Origin of the sequence: Elizabethkingia sp. YR214 (assembly GCF_003058195.1) — a bacterium.
GTDB lineage: Bacteria > Bacteroidota > Bacteroidia > Flavobacteriales > Weeksellaceae > Elizabethkingia.
Genome location: NZ_QBUH01000001.1, coordinates 25,815 through 48,435, shown reverse-complemented (window position 1 = coordinate 48,435; position 22,621 = coordinate 25,815). Strand labels below are relative to the sequence as shown.

Here is a 22,621-nt window from a genome sequence, read left to right as displayed (position 1 = left end):
TGAGTTGAGTTATTAGGTTCTTGGCTGTAGTAATTTAGCAACTAATGCAGTCCAGCCGGTCTGGTGCGATGCACCTACGCCACGTCCGGTATCACCATGGAAATATTCGTAAAAAAGAATATAATCCCTGAATTCAGGATCGCTTTGTAACTTTTCATAGTCACCATTAAAAGCTCTTCTACCGTTTTCATCACGAAGGAAAATTTTGCAAAGTCTTTTACTCACGTCCTCTGCAATTTCATTCAGATGATGCATTTCATTGCTGCCTTTAGGATATTCGATTTTATAATCATCACCAAAATAAAAATGAAAGCGTTGCAGACTTTCTATAATCAGAAAGTTTATCGGAAACCAAATAGGGCCACGCCAGTTACTGTTGCCCCCAAACATATCGCTGTCGCTTTCTGCAGGTAGATATTTTACGGTGTAATCATTTCCACCCGCATTCAACTGAAAAGGTTCTTTTTCATAAACTTTAGATAGTGCTCGGATTCCGTAGTCACTCAGGAATTCTTCAGGGTCAACCATTCTTTCCAGAATCTTTTTCAGACGATGTCCACGCAAGATACTTAGCAAATGCTTGCGTCCCTGTCCTTCAACATCAAAGTGCGAAACTAATGCTGCCAGTTCAGGTTTATGAGATAAGACCCAATCCATTCTCTTGGCAAAATTGGGAAGCTTTTCCAGATAGTGGTGTTCAATTACTTCTACCGCAAACATAGGGATAAGCCCTACAATACTGCGCAAACGAAGATCGAAACTTGTTCCGTCAGAAAGTTGTAAAACATCATAGAAGAAGCCATCCTCTTCATTCCATAATCCCTGTTTATCATCCCCAAGGCTGTTCATTGCTTCCGCAATATAAAGGAAATGCTCAAAGAATTTTGTAGCCATATCTTCATATACAGGATTGTATAGTGCTAATTCCAATGAAATACGCAGCATATTAAGAGAAAACATCGCCATCCAGCTTGTACCGTCAGCCTGTTCCAGATGCTCTCCGTTAGGGAATACAGTGTTCCGGTCGAAAGCACCAATATTATCCAGCCCAAGGAAACCTCCTCCGAAAATGTTATTCCCGTTCATATCCTTACGGTTAACCCACCAGGTGAAGTTCAATAATAATTTCTGGAATACAGATTCCAGAAAGTACAGATCTGGTTTGCCGTGTTTCTTTTCATCAATTTTAAATACCCTGAAAGTTGCCCATGCATGTACTGGCGGATTTACATCACTGAAATTCCATTCATACGCCGGCAGCTGTCCATTGGGATGCATATACCATTCGCGGGTAAGCAGTAAAAGCTGTTCTTTTGCAAAATAAGAATCCACAAGACTTAGTCCCACGCAATGAAAAGCCAGATCCCAGGTTGCATACCAAGGATATTCCCACTTATCGGGCATGGAAATAATATCTTTATTATTTAGAGTTTGCCAGTCTTCATTCCGTATATAATAACGGGATTCTGGTGGGTGGATTTCATTAGGATCGCCTTTTAGCCATTTGGAAACATTGTAATGATAGAACTGCTTGTTCCACATCAATCCGGCAAAGGCTTGCCGCTGAACTCTGCGCTTATCCTCGTCGGTTACATCTTTTTGGAGCTGGTTATAATAATCATCATTTTCTGTTACCCTGTCTCCGAATATCTGATCAAAATCTGCAAAAGGATTTTCCTGTTCGGTACCTAACCGGAAACGATAGGTTTTCTTTTCACCCGGAAGCAGAGAAGTTTCAATCTTTAAAGCTGCCTTTGTTCCTTTTTTCTCAGGATTAATAGTTACTGTATTGTTTGTCAGAATATACTGGTTGATTCCGTCTTTGGCAAAAGGCTCAGAATCATTCCACTGATAAAGCCTTTCTGTATTACTTTCGTTATTACAAAACATGCTTTCGCAAGGTATTTCTGTAAATAATTTTCTAATCAGTATTTCCTGATGATCAACTTTAATTCCATTAAAATCTACTGAAAGCTCAGGTTTGTAATCGTCATATCCCCAGCACCACGTATTCCGGAACCATAATGTCGGAAAAATGCTCAGTGGAGCTTCTTTAGGTCCTTTATTCTCAACAGTGATTTGAATCAGAATATCATGAATATCGGCTTTAGCATATTCTATTGTAATGTCAAAATATTCATTATTATCAAAGATACCTGTATCTATAATCTCGTATTCCCGTTCTGCTTTTCCTCTATTTCTGTTAGTTGTAATAAGATCCTCATAAGGGAATGCATTCTGCGGATATTTGTAAAGCATCTTCATGTAACTGTGCGTAGGGCTGCTTTCCAGATAATAGAAAAGTTCTTTTATATCTTCACCATGATTTCCCTGGCTGTTACTTAGTCCAAAGAAACGTTCTTTTATCATTTTATCCCGATGATTCCAGAAGCCTAAGGCAAAACATAAAGTCTGATCCTGATCACTTATCCCTGCAATACCTTCTTCTCCCCAGCGGAATGTTAATGCCTCAGCAGAGTCATGACCCGTATAATTCCAGGCATCACCATTTGCACTATAATCTTCCCGTACCGTTCCCCATTGTCTGTTGCTTACATAAGGGCCCCATATTTTCCAGTCAGGATTTTTTAATCGGTTATATTCTTGTGTCATGTTTTTATTTATAGTTCATCATAGTAGTTAGTTCAAGTCACTAATTATAAAGTTATTAATACTTTTCCTAACTTCATAATACTTACCCGTACTTAAAGTTATCCTCCGGTTGAAAAACTCTCAAACGTAGTCATACCACCGTCTATAAAAATACTGGCACCAGTGATGTAATCCGAGTCATCACTAGCCAGAAAAACGGCTAGTTTTCCAATATCTTCAGGTTTCCCGATTCTGTTGTATGGTATCAGGTTCATCAGTGAATTATAAGCTTCCGGAGTATTCCATGCATTGGTGTTAATAGGAGTCTGGATTGCTCCGGGGCATATGCTGTTTACCCGTATTTTATCAGCTCCATATTCCTGAGCTAGGGTTTGCATCAGCATTCTTATAGCACCTTTGCTGGCTGCATAATTAGCATGTCCGGCCCAGGGAATAATTTCGTGAACGCTGCTGATGTGGATTATTTTTCCTCTTGCTACAGATTTTGCATGATCTATATCTCTTCTTAAAAATTCTCTGATGGCTTCACGGGCACAAAGAAATTGTCCGGTAAGATTAATGTCTATAACTTGTTGCCATTGATGCAAAGTCATATCAGTAAACTTCGCATCTTTCTGCACCCCGGCATTGTTGATCAGGATATCCACAGTTCCATATTGTGCAATAACATCCTGAAACATTTTTATAACTTCATCTTCCTTACTTACATCGCACTGATAAGTTATTCCGGAGCCACCATCATCGGTAATTTCTTTTAAAATTGCCTCGGCAGCAGGTTTAGATGATTGAGAAGAGTGATTGATAATAACTGTAGCACCCGAGGTTGCAATACATTTGGCGATGCCACTACCGATACCACTGCTGGCACCCGTAATAATAGCAATTTGATTTTGGAGCTTCTGTTCCATATTTTTATAATTTGTGTTTGTTGGTGTGGTCTGAGATACAATTTTACAAACTGTATGCAAAATTTGGATACCAAATACCATAACAAATGTATAAATTTGTTCATCAAAAGAATTTTAAAAAATCTTAAATAATGAAAATAGAACTGAATAGAATTGATGATAATTATCTGTTTGAATTAACCAATCAGAGAGGGCATAAAATTATTTTAGATAATACGTCTGAAGACGATCCACAGGGAGTTAGTCCAATGGAGTCGGTACTGATGGCATTGGCCGGATGCAGTAGTATAGATATGGTTTCTATTCTGAAGAAACAAAGACAGGAGATCACCTCTTTTTCAGCTGATGTAGAGGGAGAACGTGTACAGGTAGAGGATGCTAAGCCTTTCCGTAACATTCATGTAATATTCAGACTGGAGGGAGAGATTGATGGTAAAAAAGCAAACAGGGCTGCTGAACTTTCATTTGAAAAATATTGCTCGGTTTCTAAATCGCTTGATCCACAAATTAAAGTTACCTGGGAAGTTTTGGTAAACGGAACTTCAACAAAATAGAAATACATTTTGTAATAAAACAATAATGGGCAATAGGTGATTTATACTTTTAGAATTACTTATTGCCCATTACTTATTATGGACAATTAACAAGTATTTTTATCTTTTTTTTGCAAAAATCCATATTGTTTGTATCTTTGCAGCCAAGATTAGTTCTTTAACACGATTGAAAATGTTATCAGGAAAGGCCGAGGGAATAGACCCTATGACGCCTTAGCAACCCTTCGCTTGTCGAAGAAGGTGCTACATTCTACCATTTGGGATAGATAACGTTACTGAATTTCTTTCAGCCTTTTCTGGGCATTTTCAATTTTATAGGATCAAAAAATATAAAATTGAAAGATTATCTTAAAACCATTAATATTAAAAACTTTACCACCCAATCGGGGAAGGTATACGATATTCCGTTAACCTATGAGGTTTTCGGACAGGATTTGTATAAGGCTCCTGTTGTACTGGTTAATCATGCACTAACCGGAAATTCTGCAGTAACCGGAGAGTTAGGTTGGTGGAAAGAAGCTATTGGCGAAGGGAAACCTGTAGATACAAATACTTATACAATTCTGGCATTTAATATTCCCGGTAACGGATATGATGGTTTTCTGATAGACAATCCGAAAGATTTTGTAACTAAAGATATTGCACGATTATTCCTGCAAGGATTGGAAGTACTGAATATTAATGAGCTTTTTGCTATTATCGGTGGTTCTCTTGGTGGTGGAATTGGTTGGGAAATGTTGGGGCTAAATAATGCTTTGGCTCAGAATTTCATCCCTGTGGCTACAGACTGGAAAACTTCAGATTGGTTATATGCACAATGTTTGGTTCAGGATTTTTTACTTACACAATCCGATAAGCCACTGCAGAAAGCACGTATTCATGCGATGCTTTGCTACAGAACGCCGCAATCACTAAACGAAAGATTTGGTAATAAAATCCATGAAGATAAGGAACTTAGAAAGTCTGAAGACTGGCTTAATTTTCATGGAGAGAGGCTTAATGAAAGATTTACATTATCCGCTTATAGTATGATGAATCAACTTCTTTCGACTATTGAAACCGTTAAGGTAAACAGTAAGTCTTTCGAGCGATTAGCGGCTATAAAAGCAAATATATTTATCGTTTCAGTAGACAGTGATCTATTCTTTCCTGCATCGGAAGATCACCAAACATATACTGAGCTGAGTAAAATAAAAAATAACATCAAGCATTTCATCATAAACTCGATTCATGGGCACGATGCTTTTTTGATGGAATACGAACAATTGAATAACATCTTACACAATATATTTAAGAAGTAACATGAAGGTTTTAAAATTTGGAGGAAAGTCTCTGGCAAACGGATTAGGTCTGGAAAAGACATTGGAAATTATCAAGCACAAAAAAGCGAATGAAGAAGATATTTGCGTAGTAGTTTCTGCAAGAGGGAATGCGACAGATGAGCTGATTGCGTTATTGGAAAATGCCAGAAACGGACAGTGGGAAGAAGAAGACTGGATTAACTTTAAGGAAAATCAGTTAAAAGCAATTCCGCAACAACAGGATATTCTGGATACTGATTTCCATAATCTGAAAAACTTCTTTGCAGGTGTTAAGTTGTTAAAAGATTATTCTTTGAAAACCAAAGATGAGGTACTAAGTTTTGGTGAAGTTATCTCTGCTAAAACATTGGTGCAGGTTCTTATCAATGAAGGACTTTCTGCTAAGTTTGTAGATGCCCGAAGCTTCTTGATTACTGATGATCGTTTTGGTAATGCTATTCCTAAAGACGAAATTTCTGAGAAAAATGCACAAGCTGCGTTCGAAGAGTTTTATAGCAACGGAGCTATTCCGGTTGTAACAGGTTTTATTGGTGTAACCGAAGAAGGAGAGACTACAACATTAGGAAGAAACGGAAGCAACTATTCAGCGGCTTTAGTGGCTAAATTTATCAATGCTGAGATCTTAGAAAACTATACACATGTAGATGGTGTTTTCTCTGTAAATCCTGAGCTGGTAGAAGATGCCCGCCATATAGAAAATCTGTCATTCCAGGAAGCAAACGAGATGGTAAACTTCGGAATGAATGTTCTTCACGATAAAACGATCTTACCTCTTATAGATAAAAACATTCCGCTTAAGATATTAAATACCTTCAAAGGAATAGATCAGACAGGTACTCTTATTTCCAATGATAAGAACAATACTTCTGTAAAATCTCTAATGCTGCAGGAAAACAAATCACTTGTAGTATTCGAAGGAAGAGGATTATTGGGGAAAGTAGGAATTGATGCAAGATTTTTCAGTGCATTACACCGTGCCGGAGTTAGTGCCGGAATTATTTCTCAGGGATCTTCCGAGAGAGGAATGGGGGTAGTGGTAGATGAGAAAGATGCACCAAGAGCATTGGAGGCACTCCGTAAAGAATTTGCAAGAGACTATGATACCAAAGATGTACAGAGTATCCACAGTATTGATGGGTTAAGTGTGATTTCTATTATCGGACAGAAAATGTCTCATTTTAATCAGTCATACAACGCATTGATCAAAAATCATGTAGAACCTTTATTAATAAGTAATACGGTATCCGGTGCTAATGTTAGTATTGTAATAAGCAAAGAAGATACAAGCAAGGCTCTGAATATTATTCATGGTGAATTGTTCGAAAATCCGAAACAAATTCATTTAGCTATTATCGGACACGGGACAGTAGGGCGTGCGTTGATTAATCAAATCCTGAATTCTACTCATGATATTGTAAACCGTAAGAATACACACATTAAAATATTTGCTATCAGCAATTCCAAAAATTTAATCCTTGATAAAAAAGGGATTGGGAAAGACTGGGAAACACAATTGCAGACAAGTGCAGCTCCGGCAAATATCGAAACATTATTAAAGTACGCTAAAGAAAATCATTTAGAGAACTTAATTGCGGTAGACAATACTGCCAGTAGTGTATTTGTGGAAAACTACGAGCTACTGGCTGAAAATGGGTTCGACTTAGTATCTTCTAACAAGATTTTCAATACCTTGCCGATTGACCGTTATAAAAATCTGCGTAAGGTACTGAAAGATAAAAATAAGAAATATCTGTATGAAACGAATGTAGGTGCAGGTTTGCCATTGATAGATACAATTAAACTTTTGCACCTTTCTGGAGAAAATATTACCCGTGTAAAAGGCGTATTCTCAGGATCTCTTAGTTATATTTTCAATAATTTCTCTGTAAGAGAAGATTCCTTTAGTACGGTCATAAAAGAAGCAATGGATAAAGGTTATACAGAACCGGATCCACGTGAAGATCTTTCTGGAAATGATGTTGCAAGAAAATTATTGATATTGGCTCGTGAACTTGATCTGGTAAATGAATTCCCAGATATTAATATTCAGAATCTTATTCCTGAAAATCTTCAGAGTATTGCGAAAGATGAGTTCCTTTCCCGTTTGGAAGAACTCAATACGGAATACGAACAGCTGAAAAAATCTCTTCCGAAAGATCATGTATTGCGTTATGTGGGAGAACTGAAAGGGGATTTACAGAAAGAAAAAGGACAACTGGAAGTGAAATTAGTTTCCGTACCAAAATCTGCAAGTTTAGGCCAGGTAAAAGGATCGGATTCTATTTTCGAAATCTATACAGAATCTTATGGTGAAAATCCTATTGTAATTATGGGAGCCGGAGCGGGAGCAGAAGTAACTGCACGAGGTGTCTTTGGTGATATTTTAAGAGTAAGTGAGAATAAATAAAATATTATATATAGTATAACAGTGTAGCAATATGGCAATGTGCCAATTCGTAACTCGGATAATCTAAACTTAAGATTACTGTTACAGTGGTAAATTATTAGATTGTTATATTGTTTTTATAAAAGTAAAAACCTAATGGAAAATTTTGAAACTCAGGCGATAAGAACTCAAACAGAAAGAACGCAGTACGACGAACATTCAACTCCGTTATTTCTGACATCCAGTTTTATATTTCAGGATGCAGAAGATATGAGAGCTTCTTTCGCTGAAGAAAAAGAAAAGAATATTTACAGCCGTTACAGCAACCCTACGGTGAATGAATTTACCGATAAAATGGTGAAGCTGGAAGGAGGAGAGGCTGGTTATGCCTTTTCATCCGGGATGGCAGCCGTTTACAGTACTTTGGCTCCTCTTTTAGATAGCGGAGATCATGTATTAAGCTGTCAGTCCATATTTGGATCTACTCATACACTTTTTACAAAGTATTTTCCGAAATGGAATATCAATACTACTTATTTCAAAGCTGATGAGGTAAATGATATTGAGAAATATATAACACCGGAAACAAAAATTCTTTATGCGGAAACACCAACAAATCCGGCTATAGAAATTCTTGATCTGGAAGTATTAGGTCAAATTGCTAAAAAACATAATCTGATCTTTATAGTGGATAACTGTTTTGCAACACCTTATTTGCAGCAGCCTATAAAATACGGTGCCGACTTAGTGGTGCATTCTGCAACCAAACTAATCGACGGACAAGGACGTGTATTAGGTGGGGTAGTTGTCGGAAAAGCAGATCTTGTTCGCGAAATTTATCTTTTTGCAAGAAATACAGGACCTTCTCTTTCTCCATTTAATGCATGGGTGTTATCCAAAAGTTTGGAGACATTGGCGATTCGTGTAGAAAGACATTGCGAAAATGCACTGAAAGTTGCAGAGTTTTTGGAATCACACCCGAATGTCGTAACAGTGAAATATCCTTTCCTTAAGTCACATCCTAGTCATGAAATTGCTAAAAAGCAAATGAAATTAGGCGGAAATATTATTGCTTTTGAAGTAAAAGGTGGACTTGAAAAAGGAAGAGCTTTTATGGATAATATAAAGCTATGCTCACTATCACCAAACTTAGGAGATACCAGAACTATTATTGTGCACCCGGCATCTACGACACATAGCAAACTTACAGAAGAGGAACGACTGGAAGTAGCTATTACCCCGGGATTGGTAAGATGTTCTGTAGGATTGGAAAATGTAAATGATATTATTGCGGATCTAAAACAAGCCTTGGAAGCTTAGTCTGCTGAAATTTTTTCAGGCTTCGACCCAGTTCGGACTGACAATCTTTAAGCATTAGAAGAACCACTCTGAGCTTGGCTTGTTGTGAACCTTACGAACTATCGAAGAGCAAAAATAAACCAATATGAGTAATATAAAAGCATTATATAAAGCATTGAACGAGCGGATCCTTATTCTGGATGGTGCTATGGGAACAATGCTACAGCGACACAAATTTGAAGAAGAAGACTTCAGAGGAGATCGCTTCAAAGACTGGCCAAGTCCTTTAAAAGGGAATAATGACCTGCTTTCTTTAACGCAGCCACAAGCCATTGAAGATGTACACCGGCAATACTTTGAAGCTGGTGCAGATATTATTGAGACCAATACATTCTCCGGAACTACAATTGCAATGGCAGATTATGGAATGGAAGAATTGGTAACAGAGCTTAACTATGAATCAGCGAAAATTGCCAGAAAAGTTGCAGATGAGTATACCGCAAAGACACCGGATAAGCCTCGATTTGTTGCAGGAGCTATAGGTCCTACTAATAAAACGGCAAGTCTTTCTCCTGATGTGAATGATCCAGGATATCGTGCTATTACCTTTGACGAACTTAAAGAGGCTTACAAACAACAGGCTAAAGCTTTATTGGATGGAGGTTCTGATATCTTATTGGTAGAAACCATATTCGATACCCTGAATGCTAAAGCAGCACTTTTTGCTATCGACGAGATCCAGGATGAAAGAAATATCCGTGTACCTATTATGGTAAGCGGAACAATTACGGATGCTTCCGGAAGAACTCTTTCAGGTCAAACTGCCGAAGCTTTCCTTATTTCTGTTTCGCATCTTAATTTACTAAGTGTCGGTTTCAACTGTGCTTTAGGAGCTCAGCAGCTAACACCTTATCTTGAAGTATTATCACACAATACAGAATTTGCAGTTTCTGCTTATCCAAATGCCGGTTTACCAAACGCATTCGGGCAATATGATGAAACACCGGAGGATATGGCGGAACAAATTAAAGAGTTTGTAGACAAAGGACTAATCAACATTATAGGAGGATGTTGCGGAACAACACCGGAACATATTAAAGCTATTGCAGATTTGGCTAAAAACTATAAGCCTAGAGAAGTTAATAAATATAACAATATATCAATCCGGTAATCTACTAACAAGTTAAACGTTGATAAATTATTGAATTTTTAAATTGGAAAACTAAAAAATATACGAATGAAATATCTGAAGCTGTCAGGGCTGGAGCCTTTGATTATTACGCCAGAAAGTAACTTTATAAACATAGGGGAAAGGACGAATGTTGCCGGATCTAAAAAATTTCTGAGATTAATCAAAGAAGAAAAATATGCTGAGGCTTTAGATATTGCCCGTCATCAGGTAGAAGGGGGTGCTCAGGTACTGGATGTTAATATGGACGACGGTCTTCTGGATGGTAAATATGCTATGGTGAAGTTCCTGAATCTTATCGCTTCCGAACCGGATATTGCAAGGATTCCTATTATGGTAGATAGTTCTAAATGGGAAATTCTGGAAGCAGGCCTGCAGGTTGTTCAGGGAAAACCCGTGGTGAACTCAATCAGCTTGAAAGAAGGTGAAGCCAATTTCATCGATCAGGCAAAAAAAATAAAGCGTTACGGTGCAGCTGTTATTGTAATGGCATTTGATGAGGTAGGACAGGCAGATAATTATGAGCGCCGTATAGAAATTGCTAAAAGATCATACGATATTCTTGTCAATCAAATAGACTTTCCGGCGGAAGATATTATTTTCGACCTCAATATATTTCCGGTAGCAACCGGTATGGATGAACATAGACGAAATGCTATCGATTTTATAGAAGCTACCCGCTGGGTAAGAACCAATCTTCCTTACGTATCTGTAAGTGGAGGTGTTTCCAATGTGTCTTTCTCTTTCAGAGGGAATGATGGGGTGAGAGAAGCAATGCACTCCGTATTCCTTTATCATGCTATTAAAGCAGGAATGAATATGGGAATTGTGAATCCTACGATGTTGGAAGTTTATGATGAGATTCCAAAAGATCTACTGGAGCTGATAGAAGATGTAATGTTGGATCGCAGGGACGATGCAACAGAAAGACTTCTGGATTTTTCCGAAAGAGTAAAATCTGTCAGAAAGGAAAAGACTGAAGATCTTGCATGGAGAGAACAGCCTCTTCAGGATCGTATTACTCATGCTTTGGTAAAAGGTATAGACCGATTTATTGAAGAAGATATAGAAGAAGCCCGTCAAGAAGCTAAGCGCCCGTTGGACGTAATTGAGATTAATCTGATGACCGGAATGGGAGTTGTTGGAGACTTATTCGGCAGCGGGAAAATGTTCTTACCACAGGTAGTAAAATCTGCCCGTGTAATGAAAAGAGCGGTGGCTTATTTACAACCATACATTGAAGCTGAAAAAGATACAGGCCGTCCGGCTGCCGGAAAAGTGTTGATGGCAACTGTAAAAGGAGATGTACACGATATCGGGAAAAATATTGTAAGTGTAGTATTAGGTTGTAACAACTATGAGATTATAGACCTTGGTGTAATGGTTCCGGCTGAAAAAATTATTCAGACAGCCATAGACGAAAAGGTAGATATTATTGGTCTTAGTGGTCTTATTACACCGAGTTTGGATGAAATGGTTCACGTTGCCAGCGAGTTGGAACGTAAGAATCTGGATTTCCCACTCCTTATAGGTGGTGCTACAACATCCAAAGCTCATACTGCCGTGAAAATTGATCCGTCATATTCTAATGCTGTAGTACATGTAAATGATGCTTCCCGTGCCGTAAATGTGGTTTCCAGTTTGCTGAATAAAGAAAAATCTAATGTTTATACACTGGATTTGAAAACTGAGTATGAAGATTTTAGAGAGAAATTCTTAAACAGAGGCGAGCACAAAGAATATGTAGCACTGGAATTTGCAAGAGAAAATAAATACAAAATAGACTTTAAGTCCGAAGATATTGTTAAGCCTGCTAAACCGGGAATTACTATTATCGAAAATCAGCCATTGGAAGACTTATTGGATTATATTGATTGGTCACCGTTTTTCAGAAGCTGGGATCTTCACGGAAGATATCCGGATATTTTGAAAGATGAAGTAGTGGGGGCGCAAGCAACGGAACTTTTTCACGATGCTCAGAAAATTCTGAAAAAGCTGATTGAAGATAAAAGTTTAACAGCTAAAGCTATTTTTGGACTATTCCCGGCTAATGCTGTAGAAGACGATATTTTTCTGCAAAATGAGCAAGGTGAAGATATTGGCAAATTTATTACGCTGCGTCAACAGGCTAAAAAATCCGACGGAAAAGAATATCTGGCTTTAGCAGATTTTATAGCACCAAAAGAAACCGAAATTCAGGACTATGTAGGATGTTTCTGTGTAACTGCTGGTTTTGGAGCGGATGAAGTAGCTGCAAAATATAACGAAGAAAATGATGACTATAATTCCATTATGGTGAAAGCCTTAGCCGATCGTTTTGCTGAAGCCTATGCAGAATTTTTACACTATAAAATACGTAAAGAATACTGGGGTTATGCTTCCGATGAAAATCTGAACAACGAACAGATGATCAAGGAAGAATATAAAGGAACGCGGCCTGCACCGGGATATCCGGCCTGTCCGGATCATCTGGAAAAAAATATGATCTGGGATGTTCTGAATGTTGAAGAAAATATTGGTGTAAAACTAACAGAGAGTCTGGCAATGTGGCCGGCAGCCAGTGTTAGTGGTTATTATTTTGCCCATCCTATGAGTAAATATTTTGGACTGGGTAAAATAAAAGAAGACCAGCTTCGGGATTATACAGAACGCAAAGGCATCGATTATGATGTTGCAAAGAAATGGTTGAGTCCTAATCTCGCCTAGAAATTTCATCAAATCACATATTGTTAAAACAATTACATCCTTAGATTATTACATTAAAAACTATGAAAGTTACCGAACATATTGCTCAAAGTAAAGGAAAAACACTTCTCTCTTACGAAATAATTCCGCCTCAGAAAGGTCACGGAATTGGAGATTTGTACAAAAATATAGACCCATTAATGGAGTTTAAACCATCTTTTATAGATGTAACGACCTCCCGGGAAGAATATATTTACCTTGAAAAAGGCAATGGGCTTATGGAACGTAAAATTTCCAGAATGAGACCCGGTACATTAGGGATTTGTGCTTCCATTCAGTATAAATATAATGTAGATACTGTTCCGCATGTATTATGTGGTGGCTTTACTAAAGAAGAAACAGAATACCTTTTGGTAGACTGTCTTTATCTGGGAATTGATAATATAATGGCACTACGTGGGGATGCTATGAAAGGCGAAAAGTATTTTGAGCCAACTAAAGGCGGAAACCGTTATGCTTCCGACCTTGTTACCCAGATTAATGATCTTGGAAAAGGAAAGTTTCTTCATGGAGAAATCTCAGGTAATGATCTCAACAATAGTTTCTGTATTGGTGTAGCGGGTTATCCTGAAAAGCATCTGGAAGCGCCTTCTATGCAATATGATCTTAAAATGCTGAAACAAAAAGTTGAGTTAGGAGCAGATTATGTAGTAACTCAAATGTTTTTGGATAATCAGAAATACTTTGAATTTGTAAAACTAGCCCGTGAAGCCGGAATAGATGTCCCTATTATTCCGGGTATAAAACCTCTTGCTGTAAAAAAACACTTACAACTGCTTCCTCAGGTATTCAAAATAGATATTCCTGAAGATTTGGTAAATGCTGTGTCACAATGCAAGAATAATGAAGCTGTAAAACAAGTCGGAATTGAATGGTGCGTTCAGCAATGCAAAGAGTTATTAGATTTTGGCGTTCCTGCACTACATTTCTATACCATGGGTAAAAGTGACAATATCCAGAAAATTGTAAGCGAATTCTTCTAAGGATACTTTAGAAAAATAAAAGGCGGACTATAGTCCGCCTTTTTGGTATCTATACCTTGACAAGGTTTATGTAATTTTATACGAAATGGCTAAACAGCCTCTAATTGCAAAGACTTTAGATTATTGCAAATTTGTTCTGTTGTAGGTTTTCCTGAAGATGTATGCCAGATAAACATTCCGCTTTCTACATTAAAGTAGTATTCTGTCTGTTCATCCGAAACTTTAAACCAGTTAAGAGCTCCGTTCGCTGCATTAATTCCAACCCAGTTAACTGCTGCCGTTTTCAGATCAAAGCTATATGGATTATGATTCAGGGTGTCCTGAAAAATAATCTTGTTATCCAGAACATAAAGAACACCACTTCCCTGAAAGGCTTTCATTTTTAATATTTTCGTTTGTTGCTTACCCTTATTATAACGTACAATAGCTTTAAGCTTGGCACCTTCCGGTAATGTAGCAAGTACAGCTTCCTGTTTTTTCTTTCTGCTTTGAGAAGCCAGAAAAGCAATTAGAAAAATAAGTCCGATAAAGCCTAAAAAGGCAATAATGAAGACGATCAAAAGTATAAAAATTGAGTTCATTGTAATATATTTTCGTTATAACGTTGGATGTTTCTTAAATATTTTATTTCTGTCGAATAAATAACGATAAGTTGTAAGTTTTCTTGTGATAGTTGTATCTAAGTTTTCTGCAATTTTAATCATTTTAGGATTAAAATCACCTATCCACTGCATTTCTATTTCCTCAAAATGAGTGTGTTTTCTTAGATGCTGTGTCCCTTCCCATATCATATAGCCATCTATACCCCTTTTTTGCCATTCAGGAACAACACCAAAAACCAGCCCTACCATCTTTTTATTTGGGACAAATTTCTGGATAAACAAAAACTTTATTTTTTCCCATATTCCAAATTTTCCGTTTAGGTATCGGAACCATTCATTCAGATCCGGAAGATTTATCCACATGCCAATCGGACTTCCTTTTTCATATATAAACCAGGAGATATGTTCATTGATTACAGGCTTTATAATATGAAACATTATTTTTACCTGTTTTACATCCAACTGTTTTCCTTCACCGTGATTTGCCCATGCAGCATTATAAATATGGGTAAAATCCTCAGCATAGCGATCAAGGTGTTTTATCTGCATTCTTTCTGCATGAATATCCGGATTTTGGCTAAGACGTGTATGCGCATTTATAAAGCTGGAGTCCACTTCACTTGTCGTTTTTCGGGAAAAACATAATTGTTGAAAATATGGCTGAAAACCGTAACTCTCAAAAAGCTTCTGATAGTAAGGGAAGTTGTAATTCATTCTGTAAAGAGGCTTTGTAAATCCCTCAGTTAGTAATCCCCAGAACTGGTCTCTTTCGCCAAAATTGATAGGCCCGTCCATAGCCTCCATGCCTCTCTGCTGTAGCCATTCTCTACAAAAGTCGAAAATGAAATTAGCTGTTATTTGATCATTAATGCAATCAAAAAAGCCAATTCCACCTGTTGGCTGATCTTGCCTATACTTACGAGTATAGAATACTGCTACGCGACCTATTGTTTCTTGTTTTTCGTTAGTGCATAGCCATCTGGAAGCTTCTCCGGAGCCAAAAAACTTATTCTTTACAGGATTGAAGATGTCTTCAACATCTTTGTCCATATTCCGGATAAAATTTTTATCTAGCCGATAGAGCCTTACAGGAAATTCAAGAAACTTTTTTCGTGTTATTCTATCAGTAACCTCAATCATCTTCAGCATAACATTTGTGTTTTGTTAGAGAAGTTACGGAAAATATTATTTTCTGTAAAGCTGTTGATATTTTAGAGGACTTTTGCCTGTGATGTTCTTGAAACACTCATGAAAGCTGGTAAAATTATTGAAGCCACTCGCAAAGCAAACCTCCTTTACAGACATTTGATTTTCGATAAGTTTCTGACAAGCATCACCAATCCGGATTTCATTAACAAATTGTGTATAAGTTTTCCCCGTACGGGATTTAAAGAATTTACAAAATGAGTTAGGGCTAAGGTTAGCTATTTCAGATACGTCTTCCAACGTTATTTTTTGAGTATAGTTAGATAAAGTGTAATTATAAATATCCAAAATCCGATGCCTCTCATCCTCGTCAAAATGATATTTAAAATTGGCTGAAGTTAAAAATTCGTATTCAGCAGATTCACTAATGCTGTGTAAGGCTTCTAATAGACGTATGATTTTCAGAGTTCCGTCGCTTTCTACAATTTCCGGGATGAGCTGTGTAAGTTTCTCTTTAGCCTCCCCCTTAATCTGGAATCCTCTGGAGCTAAGTGCCAGGGTCTTTTTCAATGTCTGATTCTCGGGAAGCTTTAAAAAATCTTCACCCCAGAAATGTTCTCCAAAATGTATTACAAAAATTTCAACCTTATTTCTTTTAGGGTTTTCAAAGTATTTTGCATCGAATAGCCAGTAATGCGGAAGGTTTTTACCAATAAGAGCAACATCTCCTTCTTTAAAACGCTCAATACTATTGCCCACATACTGGGTCCCCGAACCTTTTCGGAAATAGATAAGCTCCAATACCATATGGTAGTGCCATTTGTTGTTTACATCGGGCATTATATCCTTTCTGGCATTGAAGGAATGGAGTGTATCCGAGGAGATTTTCAGGAACTGTGGCTTCATTATTTAGTTATATCAGTATCTAAAACATAAAATTAAACCTTTTTGGATAATATAGCTTAATAATTGGATAAAATACTGAAATTTTATTTTCTAAATAAAACCTTAATTTGTGTTAATAAAGTTTAAAAAAATATTTGATTCTTTATTGAATTGTTATGAAAGTTGGATTATTCGTACCATGTTATATAGATATATTGTATCCTAAAGTTGGGATAGCAACTTATTCTTTATTAAAAAAGCTTGGTGTAGATGTTAGTTATCCGACAGGTCAGACCTGCTGCGGTCAGCCAATGGCCAATTCAGGTTATCAGCATCTTACATGCGATACTGACAGGAATTTTATTCAACAGTTCAAAGATTATGATGCTATTGTAGCTCCTTCAGGAAGTTGTGTTTTACATATTAAAGAGCATCTGAAGGGAGAGGGAAAGGAGAATGAAGATACAGCAATACGTATTCGTGAGAATATTTATGAGCTGACAGAATTTTTGACAGATATATTGAAAGTTGAAAATCTTGAAGTTTCTTTTCCTCATAAAGTAGGCTTTCACCAAAGTTGTCATGGGCAAAGAGGTCTAAAGCTTTCCGGTATGAGCGAATTAACAGCTCCTTATTTTTCAAAACCTGAACAATTATTAAATCAGGTGAAAGGAATAGAGCTTATAGAACTAGATAAACAGGATGAGTGCTGTGGTTTTGGCGGAACATTTTGTGTTGCTGAAGAAGCTGTATCATCCAAAATGGGTAAAGACAGAGTAGAGGATCATATAAAACACGGTGCAGAATATATTGCAGCTTGTGATATGTCTTGCCTTATGCACCTGGAAGGAATTCTGAAAAGAGAAAAAAGCACTGTGAAAGTGATGCACATAGCGGAGATTTTGAATAATTAATAAGTAAAAATGAAGAATCACGCCGCTTTAGCAGAACAATTTAACCGGGATGAAGACCGTGTAGACTGGCACAACAAGACGTTGTGGTTTGTCCGCGAGAAACGTGACCGACAGAGTAAACCTATTCCTGACTGGGAGAAGCTGAGAGATACTGCATCTAAAATAAAACTGAACGTACTTTCCAATCTCGATACCTATTTAATAGAGTTCGAGAAGAATGCTTTAGAAAATGGTATTAAAGTACACTGGGCTAAAGATGCAGCAGAGCATAATGCTATTGTGCTCTCTGTTCTGGAGAAACATCAGGTAAAAAAGATGGTGAAAAGTAAGTCTATGCTTACAGAAGAATGTCACCTGAATGATTATCTGGAGAAAAACGGAATAGAAGTAACAGATACCGATTTGGGAGAACGTATTGTTCAGTTGGCTAAAGAACCGCCGAGTCATATTGTACTGCCATGCATCCATAAGAAGAAAGAAGAAATAGGTGAGATTTTCCATGAGCATCTTAATACCCCAAAAGGTCTTTCTGATCCGCAGCAGCTAACAGAAATAGCACGCCAGGATCTTAGAAAGAAATTTTTGCAAAGCCAGGCAGCTTTAACGGGAGTTAACTTTGCTGTTGCAGAAACCGGTGAGTTTGTGGTATGTACCAATGAAGGAAATGCGGATATGGGGGCGCATCTGGCAAATGTGCATATTGCCTGTATGGGATTGGAAAAAATAGTTCCAAAGCGTGAACATCTGGGTGTTTTTCTTCGTCTTCTTACAAGAAGTGCTACAGGACAGCCTATCACTACATATTCCAGCCATTTCAGAAAACCAAGAGATGGGCAGGAAATACATTTGGTAATTGTGGACAACGGCCGATCCGAGCAGTTAGGCAGAGAAAAATTCCGAAATTCGCTGAAGTGTATACGTTGCGGCGCCTGTTTTAATACATGTCCTGTATACAGACGGAGTGGCGGACATAGCTATCATACAGCAGTTGCAGGGCCGATAGGCTCAGTACTAAGTCCGGCACGAAATATTGAAGAGTACAAGGATCTACCTTTTGCATCTACATTATGTGGCTCATGTACCAATGTATGTCCGGTACAGATTGATTTGCATAATCAGTTGTATGAACTAAGACAAGAGGTTATTGCTTCAGGATTAGGAGAGCCGGTAAAAAACTTCTCTATGAAGCTAATGGCAAGGTCACTTTCCAATGCAAAAAAGTATGAGAAGCTTAGAAAGAAAGTGAAATTTGGATATCGTTACACACCATTCCTTCTTAAAAGTGGTATGAATCCATGGTATAAGCATCGAGAGATGCCTGAAATGCCAGAGGAAAGCTTTAAAGAATGGTATAAAAAGAATATTGAGAATGGGAAGTAGAGAAGAAATTTTATCCAGAATTGAAAGAGTAAAGCCTGCAGGAAACGAATTGCCTGAAGACTTATCATTTATACCGGGAACCGGAAACCTTCTGGAGTCTTTTGTACAAACAGCCCGTAATAATGGTTCGCAGGTTACATTTGTAGAGAATACAGACGAGGTTTTAGCATACCTCAGAGAGAATATAGCATCTGATAAAAGGATAATCTCTAATATCAGTGCACTAAAAGAAGATTTGTACAGTGACAGCGATGAAATAACAGATCCGCATGAACTGGAAAATGTAGAAGTGACTCTTATCGAAGGGAGTATAGGAGTAGCGGAGAATGCAGCAATCTGGATTACAGAAAAGCAAATGAAATATAGAGCATTACCTTTTATCACTCAACATTTATTTGTGATATTAGCAGCTGATAAAATAGTAGCTCTGATGCATGATGCATATAAAATAATAGAGATAGAAGGCGGATTTTCATCTTTTATTTCAGGACCGTCTAAAACGGCGGATATAGAACAATCACTGGTGATTGGTGCACACGGTGCACGCAGCCACCACATATTTATAATGAATAACTAATAACCATGAAAGCTTAAATAAAAACTAACAAACTAATAACCATGAAAATTTAAGTGAAAAACGAAAAACTAATAACCACGAAGACCTTTACTTTATAGACCATGCAAAACATAACAACAGAGCAATCAACAAAAGCTTTATCAGAAAGAAGGAGAGGCTATCTTTTCCCACTGATTCTCGTTACGAGTCTCTTCTTCTTCTGGGGCTTTGTTCATAACCTGGATCCGGTGCTGATTCCGCACCTGAGAAAGGCCTTTCAACTGACAGATTTAGAATCTTCCCTTGTGGATTTTTCTATATTTATTGCCTATTTTCTTATGGCAATACCTGCCGGGAATGTTATGCGTAAGTATGGCTATAAAAGCGGAATCATATTCGGACTCTGTCTGTTTGCAATAGGAGCATTCCTTTTTATTCCGGCAGCCAATACCCAGAAGTACATTTTCTTTTTAGGAGCATTATTTGTTATAGCCTGTGGGTTGGCATTTCTGGAAACAGCAGCTAATCCCTATGTAACTATTTTAGGTCCTGAAGAAACAGCAACACGCAGATTAAACTTTTCACAATCTTTCAACGGACTGGCTGCTTTTATAGCGCCAATCGTTGGGGGAAAATATATTCTGAGCGAACAATCTCTGACTGATGCACAACTAAAAGCATTGTCCCCACAGGATCTCAGTGCTTATATTGCTCAGGAAGCAGCAAGTGTAAAAGGCCCATATCTTGTTTTGGGAATTATTATTGTCATTGTAATGCTTTTGTTTGTCTTTACCAAATTGCCAGACATTAAGCATGAAGATGATGGTGATAAATCTAAAATTTCTCATGCATGGAGACATAAACATCTTCGCTGGGCAGTTGTTGCACAATTCTTTTATGTAGGAGCGCAGGTGTGTGTACTAAGCTTTTTTATACGTTTTGTTGTTGTATCGGCAGGAATTACGGAAAAAAACGCAGCATTCTATTCAGGATTAGCAGGTCTGGCCTTTATGGTGGGGAGATTTGTCGGAACCTTCTTTATGAAATATGTAAAGCCAAATAAACTTTTAATGATCTATGCAGTTCTGAGCATGCTTCTTACTTTGGTAGCAGTATTCGGAAAAGGTGATATTACCATTTATGCACTGATTGGAGTAGCCTTCTTTATGTCAATAATGTTTCCTACAATTTTTTCACTGGGAATTGCAGATCTGGGTAAAGATACCAAGATAGCATCTTCTCTTATTGTAATGTCCATTGTAGGAGGGGCAATATTGCCATTAGGATTGGGCTATATTTCGGATGTTACCCATAGTATACAGTATGGCTACATCGTACCATTTATATGTTTCATTGTTGTATTTGCTTTTGGTAAATATGGCTGGAAACCAACCGAAGCATAGTCAGACAGCTTTAGCTGCTGATAAAACTTCGTTAATAATCAGAGAACATAATCATGAAAAATAAAATATTGAGAATTAACCCAAAGGACAATGTCTTAGTGGCACTACAGGATATTGAACAGGGTGAGAAGGTCTTTTTTGAAGGACTGGAATATGAGACCTTAGAGAAAATTCCCGCAAAGCATAAATTCTTCATGCAGGATCTTCCACAGGGAAGTGAGGTAATGATGTACGGCGTTCTGGTTGGAAAAACACAGTTCGATGTGAAGAAAGGAGCAAGGATGAATGTAGAAAATACCAAGCATGCTGCAGAACCTTATGCATACCGCGATGTGGAATATGCGTGGCAGGCACCTGATACCTCAAAGTTTGAAAATAAAACTTTTGATGGTTATCATCGCAGTAATGGTGAGGTAGGTACAGCCAATTATTGGTTGTTTATTCCTACAGTATTCTGTGAAAACAGAAACCTGGATATCATTAAAGAAGCCTTGCACAACGAGCTGGGATATGCTGTAGGAGATAAATATAAAGATTATACCCATCATTTACTGGAAGCTTATCAGAAAGGGGAAGATCTGGAAAATATATCTTTAAATCCGGTTGTGGAAGTAAAGAACCGTGTTTTCAAAAATGTAGATGGTATCAAATTCCTGAATCATAGTGGTGGCTGTGGCGGGACCAGACAAGATTCTGCAACGCTTAGTAAGTTATTAGCATCTTATGCAGACCATCCGAATGTTGCCGGAATTACTTTGCTTAGCCTCGGTTGTCAGCATCTTCAGGTAGATAACTTTAAAAAAGATTTAAAAGAGAGAAATCCTAATTTCGATAAACCTCTTCTGGTATTCGAACAGCAAAAGACACAAAGTGAAGAAGCTTTAATTAGACAGGCTATTCATGACACTTTTGTCGGGCTTACGGAAATTAATAAAATAGAAAGAAAGCCGGCAGGCCTGGATAAATTGGTATTGGGTGTGAAATGTGGTGGAAGTGATGGATTCAGTGGAATCTCTGCAAATCCGTCTGTAGGATATACCGCCGATTTGTTAGTAGGATTAGGTGGAAAAGTGTTACTAGCTGAGTTTCCGGAATTATGTGGAGCTGAGCAAGAAATGATAGACCGCTCTGTGGATAAAGAAACTGCAGAGAAATTTATCAAACTCATGACTGAATATGATACATTAGCGCATAAGGTAGGTTCAGGCTTTTATATGAATCCTTCACCGGGAAATATAAAAGATGGCCTTATTACTGATGCTATAAAATCTGTTGGAGCAGCCAGAAAAGGAGGTCTTTCTCCGGTAGCCGATGTGTTGGATTATACAGAGAAAGCAACAAAACCCGGACTTAGTTTAGTTTGTACTCCCGGAAATGATGTAGAAGCAACTACAGGAAAAGCAGCTTCAGGAGCTACCTTAATATTATTTACGACAGGATTGGGAACACCAACGGGGAATCCGGTTTGTCCTACCATAAAAGTAGCAACCAATACATCATTGGCGATCAGAATGTCCGATATTATAGATATCGATACAGGGCCAATTATAGAAGGAAGCAAGACTATTGCAGAAATGGGCGAAGATATTCTCGATTATTGTATAGAAGTAGCAAGCGGAAGGATTACACCAAAAGCTGTTTTACTGAATCAAGATGATTTTATCCCCTGGAAAAGAGGGGTAAGCTTATAAGTATGAAGTTAGATTAGAAGCTAGAATTAGAAAAAACGATGCGCA

The 22,621-nt window shown here is 37.7% G+C and carries 17 protein-coding genes and 1 riboswitch; of the genes, 12 read left to right on the top strand and 5 right to left on the bottom strand.

Annotation, left to right across the window (positions count from 1 at the left end; genetic code table 11):
• Positions 1-12 precede the first annotated feature (12 nt).
• Entirely contained in the window at positions 13-2,613 is a 2,601-nt protein-coding gene (locus tag C8J95_RS00195; RefSeq protein WP_107807138.1) for a glucosidase, read from the bottom strand.
• Between the two features lie 98 nt (positions 2,614-2,711).
• Positions 2,712-3,521 carry a glucose 1-dehydrogenase gene (locus C8J95_RS00190; RefSeq protein ID WP_107807578.1) on the bottom strand — a complete coding sequence of 270 codons (810 nt, stop codon included), beginning with the start codon at positions 3,519-3,521 and terminating at the stop codon, positions 2,712-2,714.
• Positions 3,522-3,652: 131 nt separating this feature from the next.
• On the opposite strand from C8J95_RS00190, the gene C8J95_RS00185 reads away from it, so the two are divergent.
• The 7 genes from C8J95_RS00185 (at position 3,653) to metF (ending at position 13,999) form a co-directional block, all read left to right on the top strand.
• The gene (locus tag C8J95_RS00185) at positions 3,653-4,075 is read left to right on the top strand and encodes an OsmC family protein (protein WP_107807137.1); all 423 of its coding nucleotides are present in this window, start codon (positions 3,653-3,655) and stop codon (positions 4,073-4,075) included.
• 172 nt (positions 4,076-4,247) lie between these two features.
• Positions 4,248-4,348: riboswitch (SAM riboswitch) on the top strand.
• Between the two features lie 62 nt (positions 4,349-4,410).
• Positions 4,411-5,376, top strand: a complete 966-nt coding sequence (locus C8J95_RS19135) for an alpha/beta fold hydrolase (RefSeq protein WP_107807136.1) — start codon at positions 4,411-4,413, stop codon at positions 5,374-5,376.
• 1 nt (position 5,377) lies between these two features.
• Positions 5,378-7,804, top strand: a complete 2,427-nt coding sequence (gene thrA / locus C8J95_RS00175; protein WP_107807135.1) for a bifunctional aspartate kinase/homoserine dehydrogenase I — start codon at positions 5,378-5,380, stop codon at positions 7,802-7,804.
• A 135-nt stretch (positions 7,805-7,939) separates the two neighbouring features.
• Entirely contained in the window at positions 7,940-9,103 is a 1,164-nt protein-coding gene (locus C8J95_RS00170; protein ID WP_107807134.1) for a PLP-dependent aspartate aminotransferase family protein, read from the top strand.
• Between the two features lie 124 nt (positions 9,104-9,227).
• Positions 9,228-10,253 carry a homocysteine S-methyltransferase family protein gene (locus tag C8J95_RS00165; RefSeq protein ID WP_107807133.1) on the top strand — a complete coding sequence of 342 codons (1,026 nt, stop codon included), beginning with the start codon at positions 9,228-9,230 and terminating at the stop codon, positions 10,251-10,253.
• A gap of 66 nt (positions 10,254-10,319) precedes the next feature.
• The gene (gene metH, locus C8J95_RS00160; RefSeq protein ID WP_107807132.1) at positions 10,320-12,977 is read left to right on the top strand and encodes a methionine synthase; all 2,658 of its coding nucleotides are present in this window, start codon (positions 10,320-10,322) and stop codon (positions 12,975-12,977) included.
• Positions 12,978-13,039: 62 nt separating this feature from the next.
• Positions 13,040-13,999, top strand: a complete 960-nt coding sequence (gene metF / locus C8J95_RS00155) for a methylenetetrahydrofolate reductase [NAD(P)H] (RefSeq protein ID WP_045183263.1) — start codon at positions 13,040-13,042, stop codon at positions 13,997-13,999.
• A gap of 89 nt (positions 14,000-14,088) precedes the next feature.
• On the opposite strand, the gene C8J95_RS00150 is transcribed toward metF, so the two are convergent.
• From C8J95_RS00150 to C8J95_RS00140, 3 genes are read right to left on the bottom strand one after another with little or no spacing between them, the layout of a single operon-like run.
• Positions 14,089-14,580, bottom strand: a complete 492-nt coding sequence (locus C8J95_RS00150) for a hypothetical protein (protein WP_107807131.1) — start codon at positions 14,578-14,580, stop codon at positions 14,089-14,091.
• Between the two features lie 15 nt (positions 14,581-14,595).
• The gene (locus C8J95_RS00145; RefSeq protein WP_370446818.1) at positions 14,596-15,750 is read right to left on the bottom strand and encodes a hypothetical protein; all 1,155 of its coding nucleotides are present in this window, start codon (positions 15,748-15,750) and stop codon (positions 14,596-14,598) included.
• A 36-nt stretch (positions 15,751-15,786) separates the two neighbouring features.
• Positions 15,787-16,653 carry an AraC family transcriptional regulator gene (locus C8J95_RS00140; RefSeq protein ID WP_034868994.1) on the bottom strand — a complete coding sequence of 289 codons (867 nt, stop codon included), beginning with the start codon at positions 16,651-16,653 and terminating at the stop codon, positions 15,787-15,789.
• A gap of 155 nt (positions 16,654-16,808) precedes the next feature.
• Between C8J95_RS00140 and C8J95_RS00135 the strand changes: the two genes are divergently transcribed.
• The 5 genes from C8J95_RS00135 to C8J95_RS00115 all read left to right on the top strand — a co-directional run bounded on the left by C8J95_RS00135 (position 16,809) and on the right by C8J95_RS00115 (position 22,576).
• Positions 16,809-17,546: a (Fe-S)-binding protein gene (locus tag C8J95_RS00135; RefSeq protein WP_107807130.1), complete on the top strand. Its 738-nt coding sequence runs from the start codon at positions 16,809-16,811 to the stop codon at positions 17,544-17,546.
• 9 nt (positions 17,547-17,555) lie between these two features.
• Positions 17,556-18,926 (top strand): lactate utilization protein B, encoded by a 1,371-nt coding sequence (locus C8J95_RS00130; protein ID WP_107807129.1) that lies wholly within the window; start codon positions 17,556-17,558, stop codon positions 18,924-18,926.
• Positions 18,916-19,503, top strand: a complete 588-nt coding sequence (locus tag C8J95_RS00125) for an LUD domain-containing protein (RefSeq protein ID WP_107807128.1) — start codon at positions 18,916-18,918, stop codon at positions 19,501-19,503. The genes C8J95_RS00130 and C8J95_RS00125 overlap by 11 nt, the downstream gene beginning before the upstream one ends.
• A 101-nt stretch (positions 19,504-19,604) precedes the next feature.
• Entirely contained in the window at positions 19,605-20,885 is a 1,281-nt protein-coding gene (fucP, locus tag C8J95_RS00120; RefSeq protein WP_107807127.1) for an L-fucose:H+ symporter permease, read from the top strand.
• Between the two features lie 53 nt (positions 20,886-20,938).
• Positions 20,939-22,576 carry a UxaA family hydrolase gene (locus C8J95_RS00115; protein WP_107807126.1) on the top strand — a complete coding sequence of 546 codons (1,638 nt, stop codon included), beginning with the start codon at positions 20,939-20,941 and terminating at the stop codon, positions 22,574-22,576.
• Positions 22,577-22,621 lie beyond the last annotated feature (45 nt).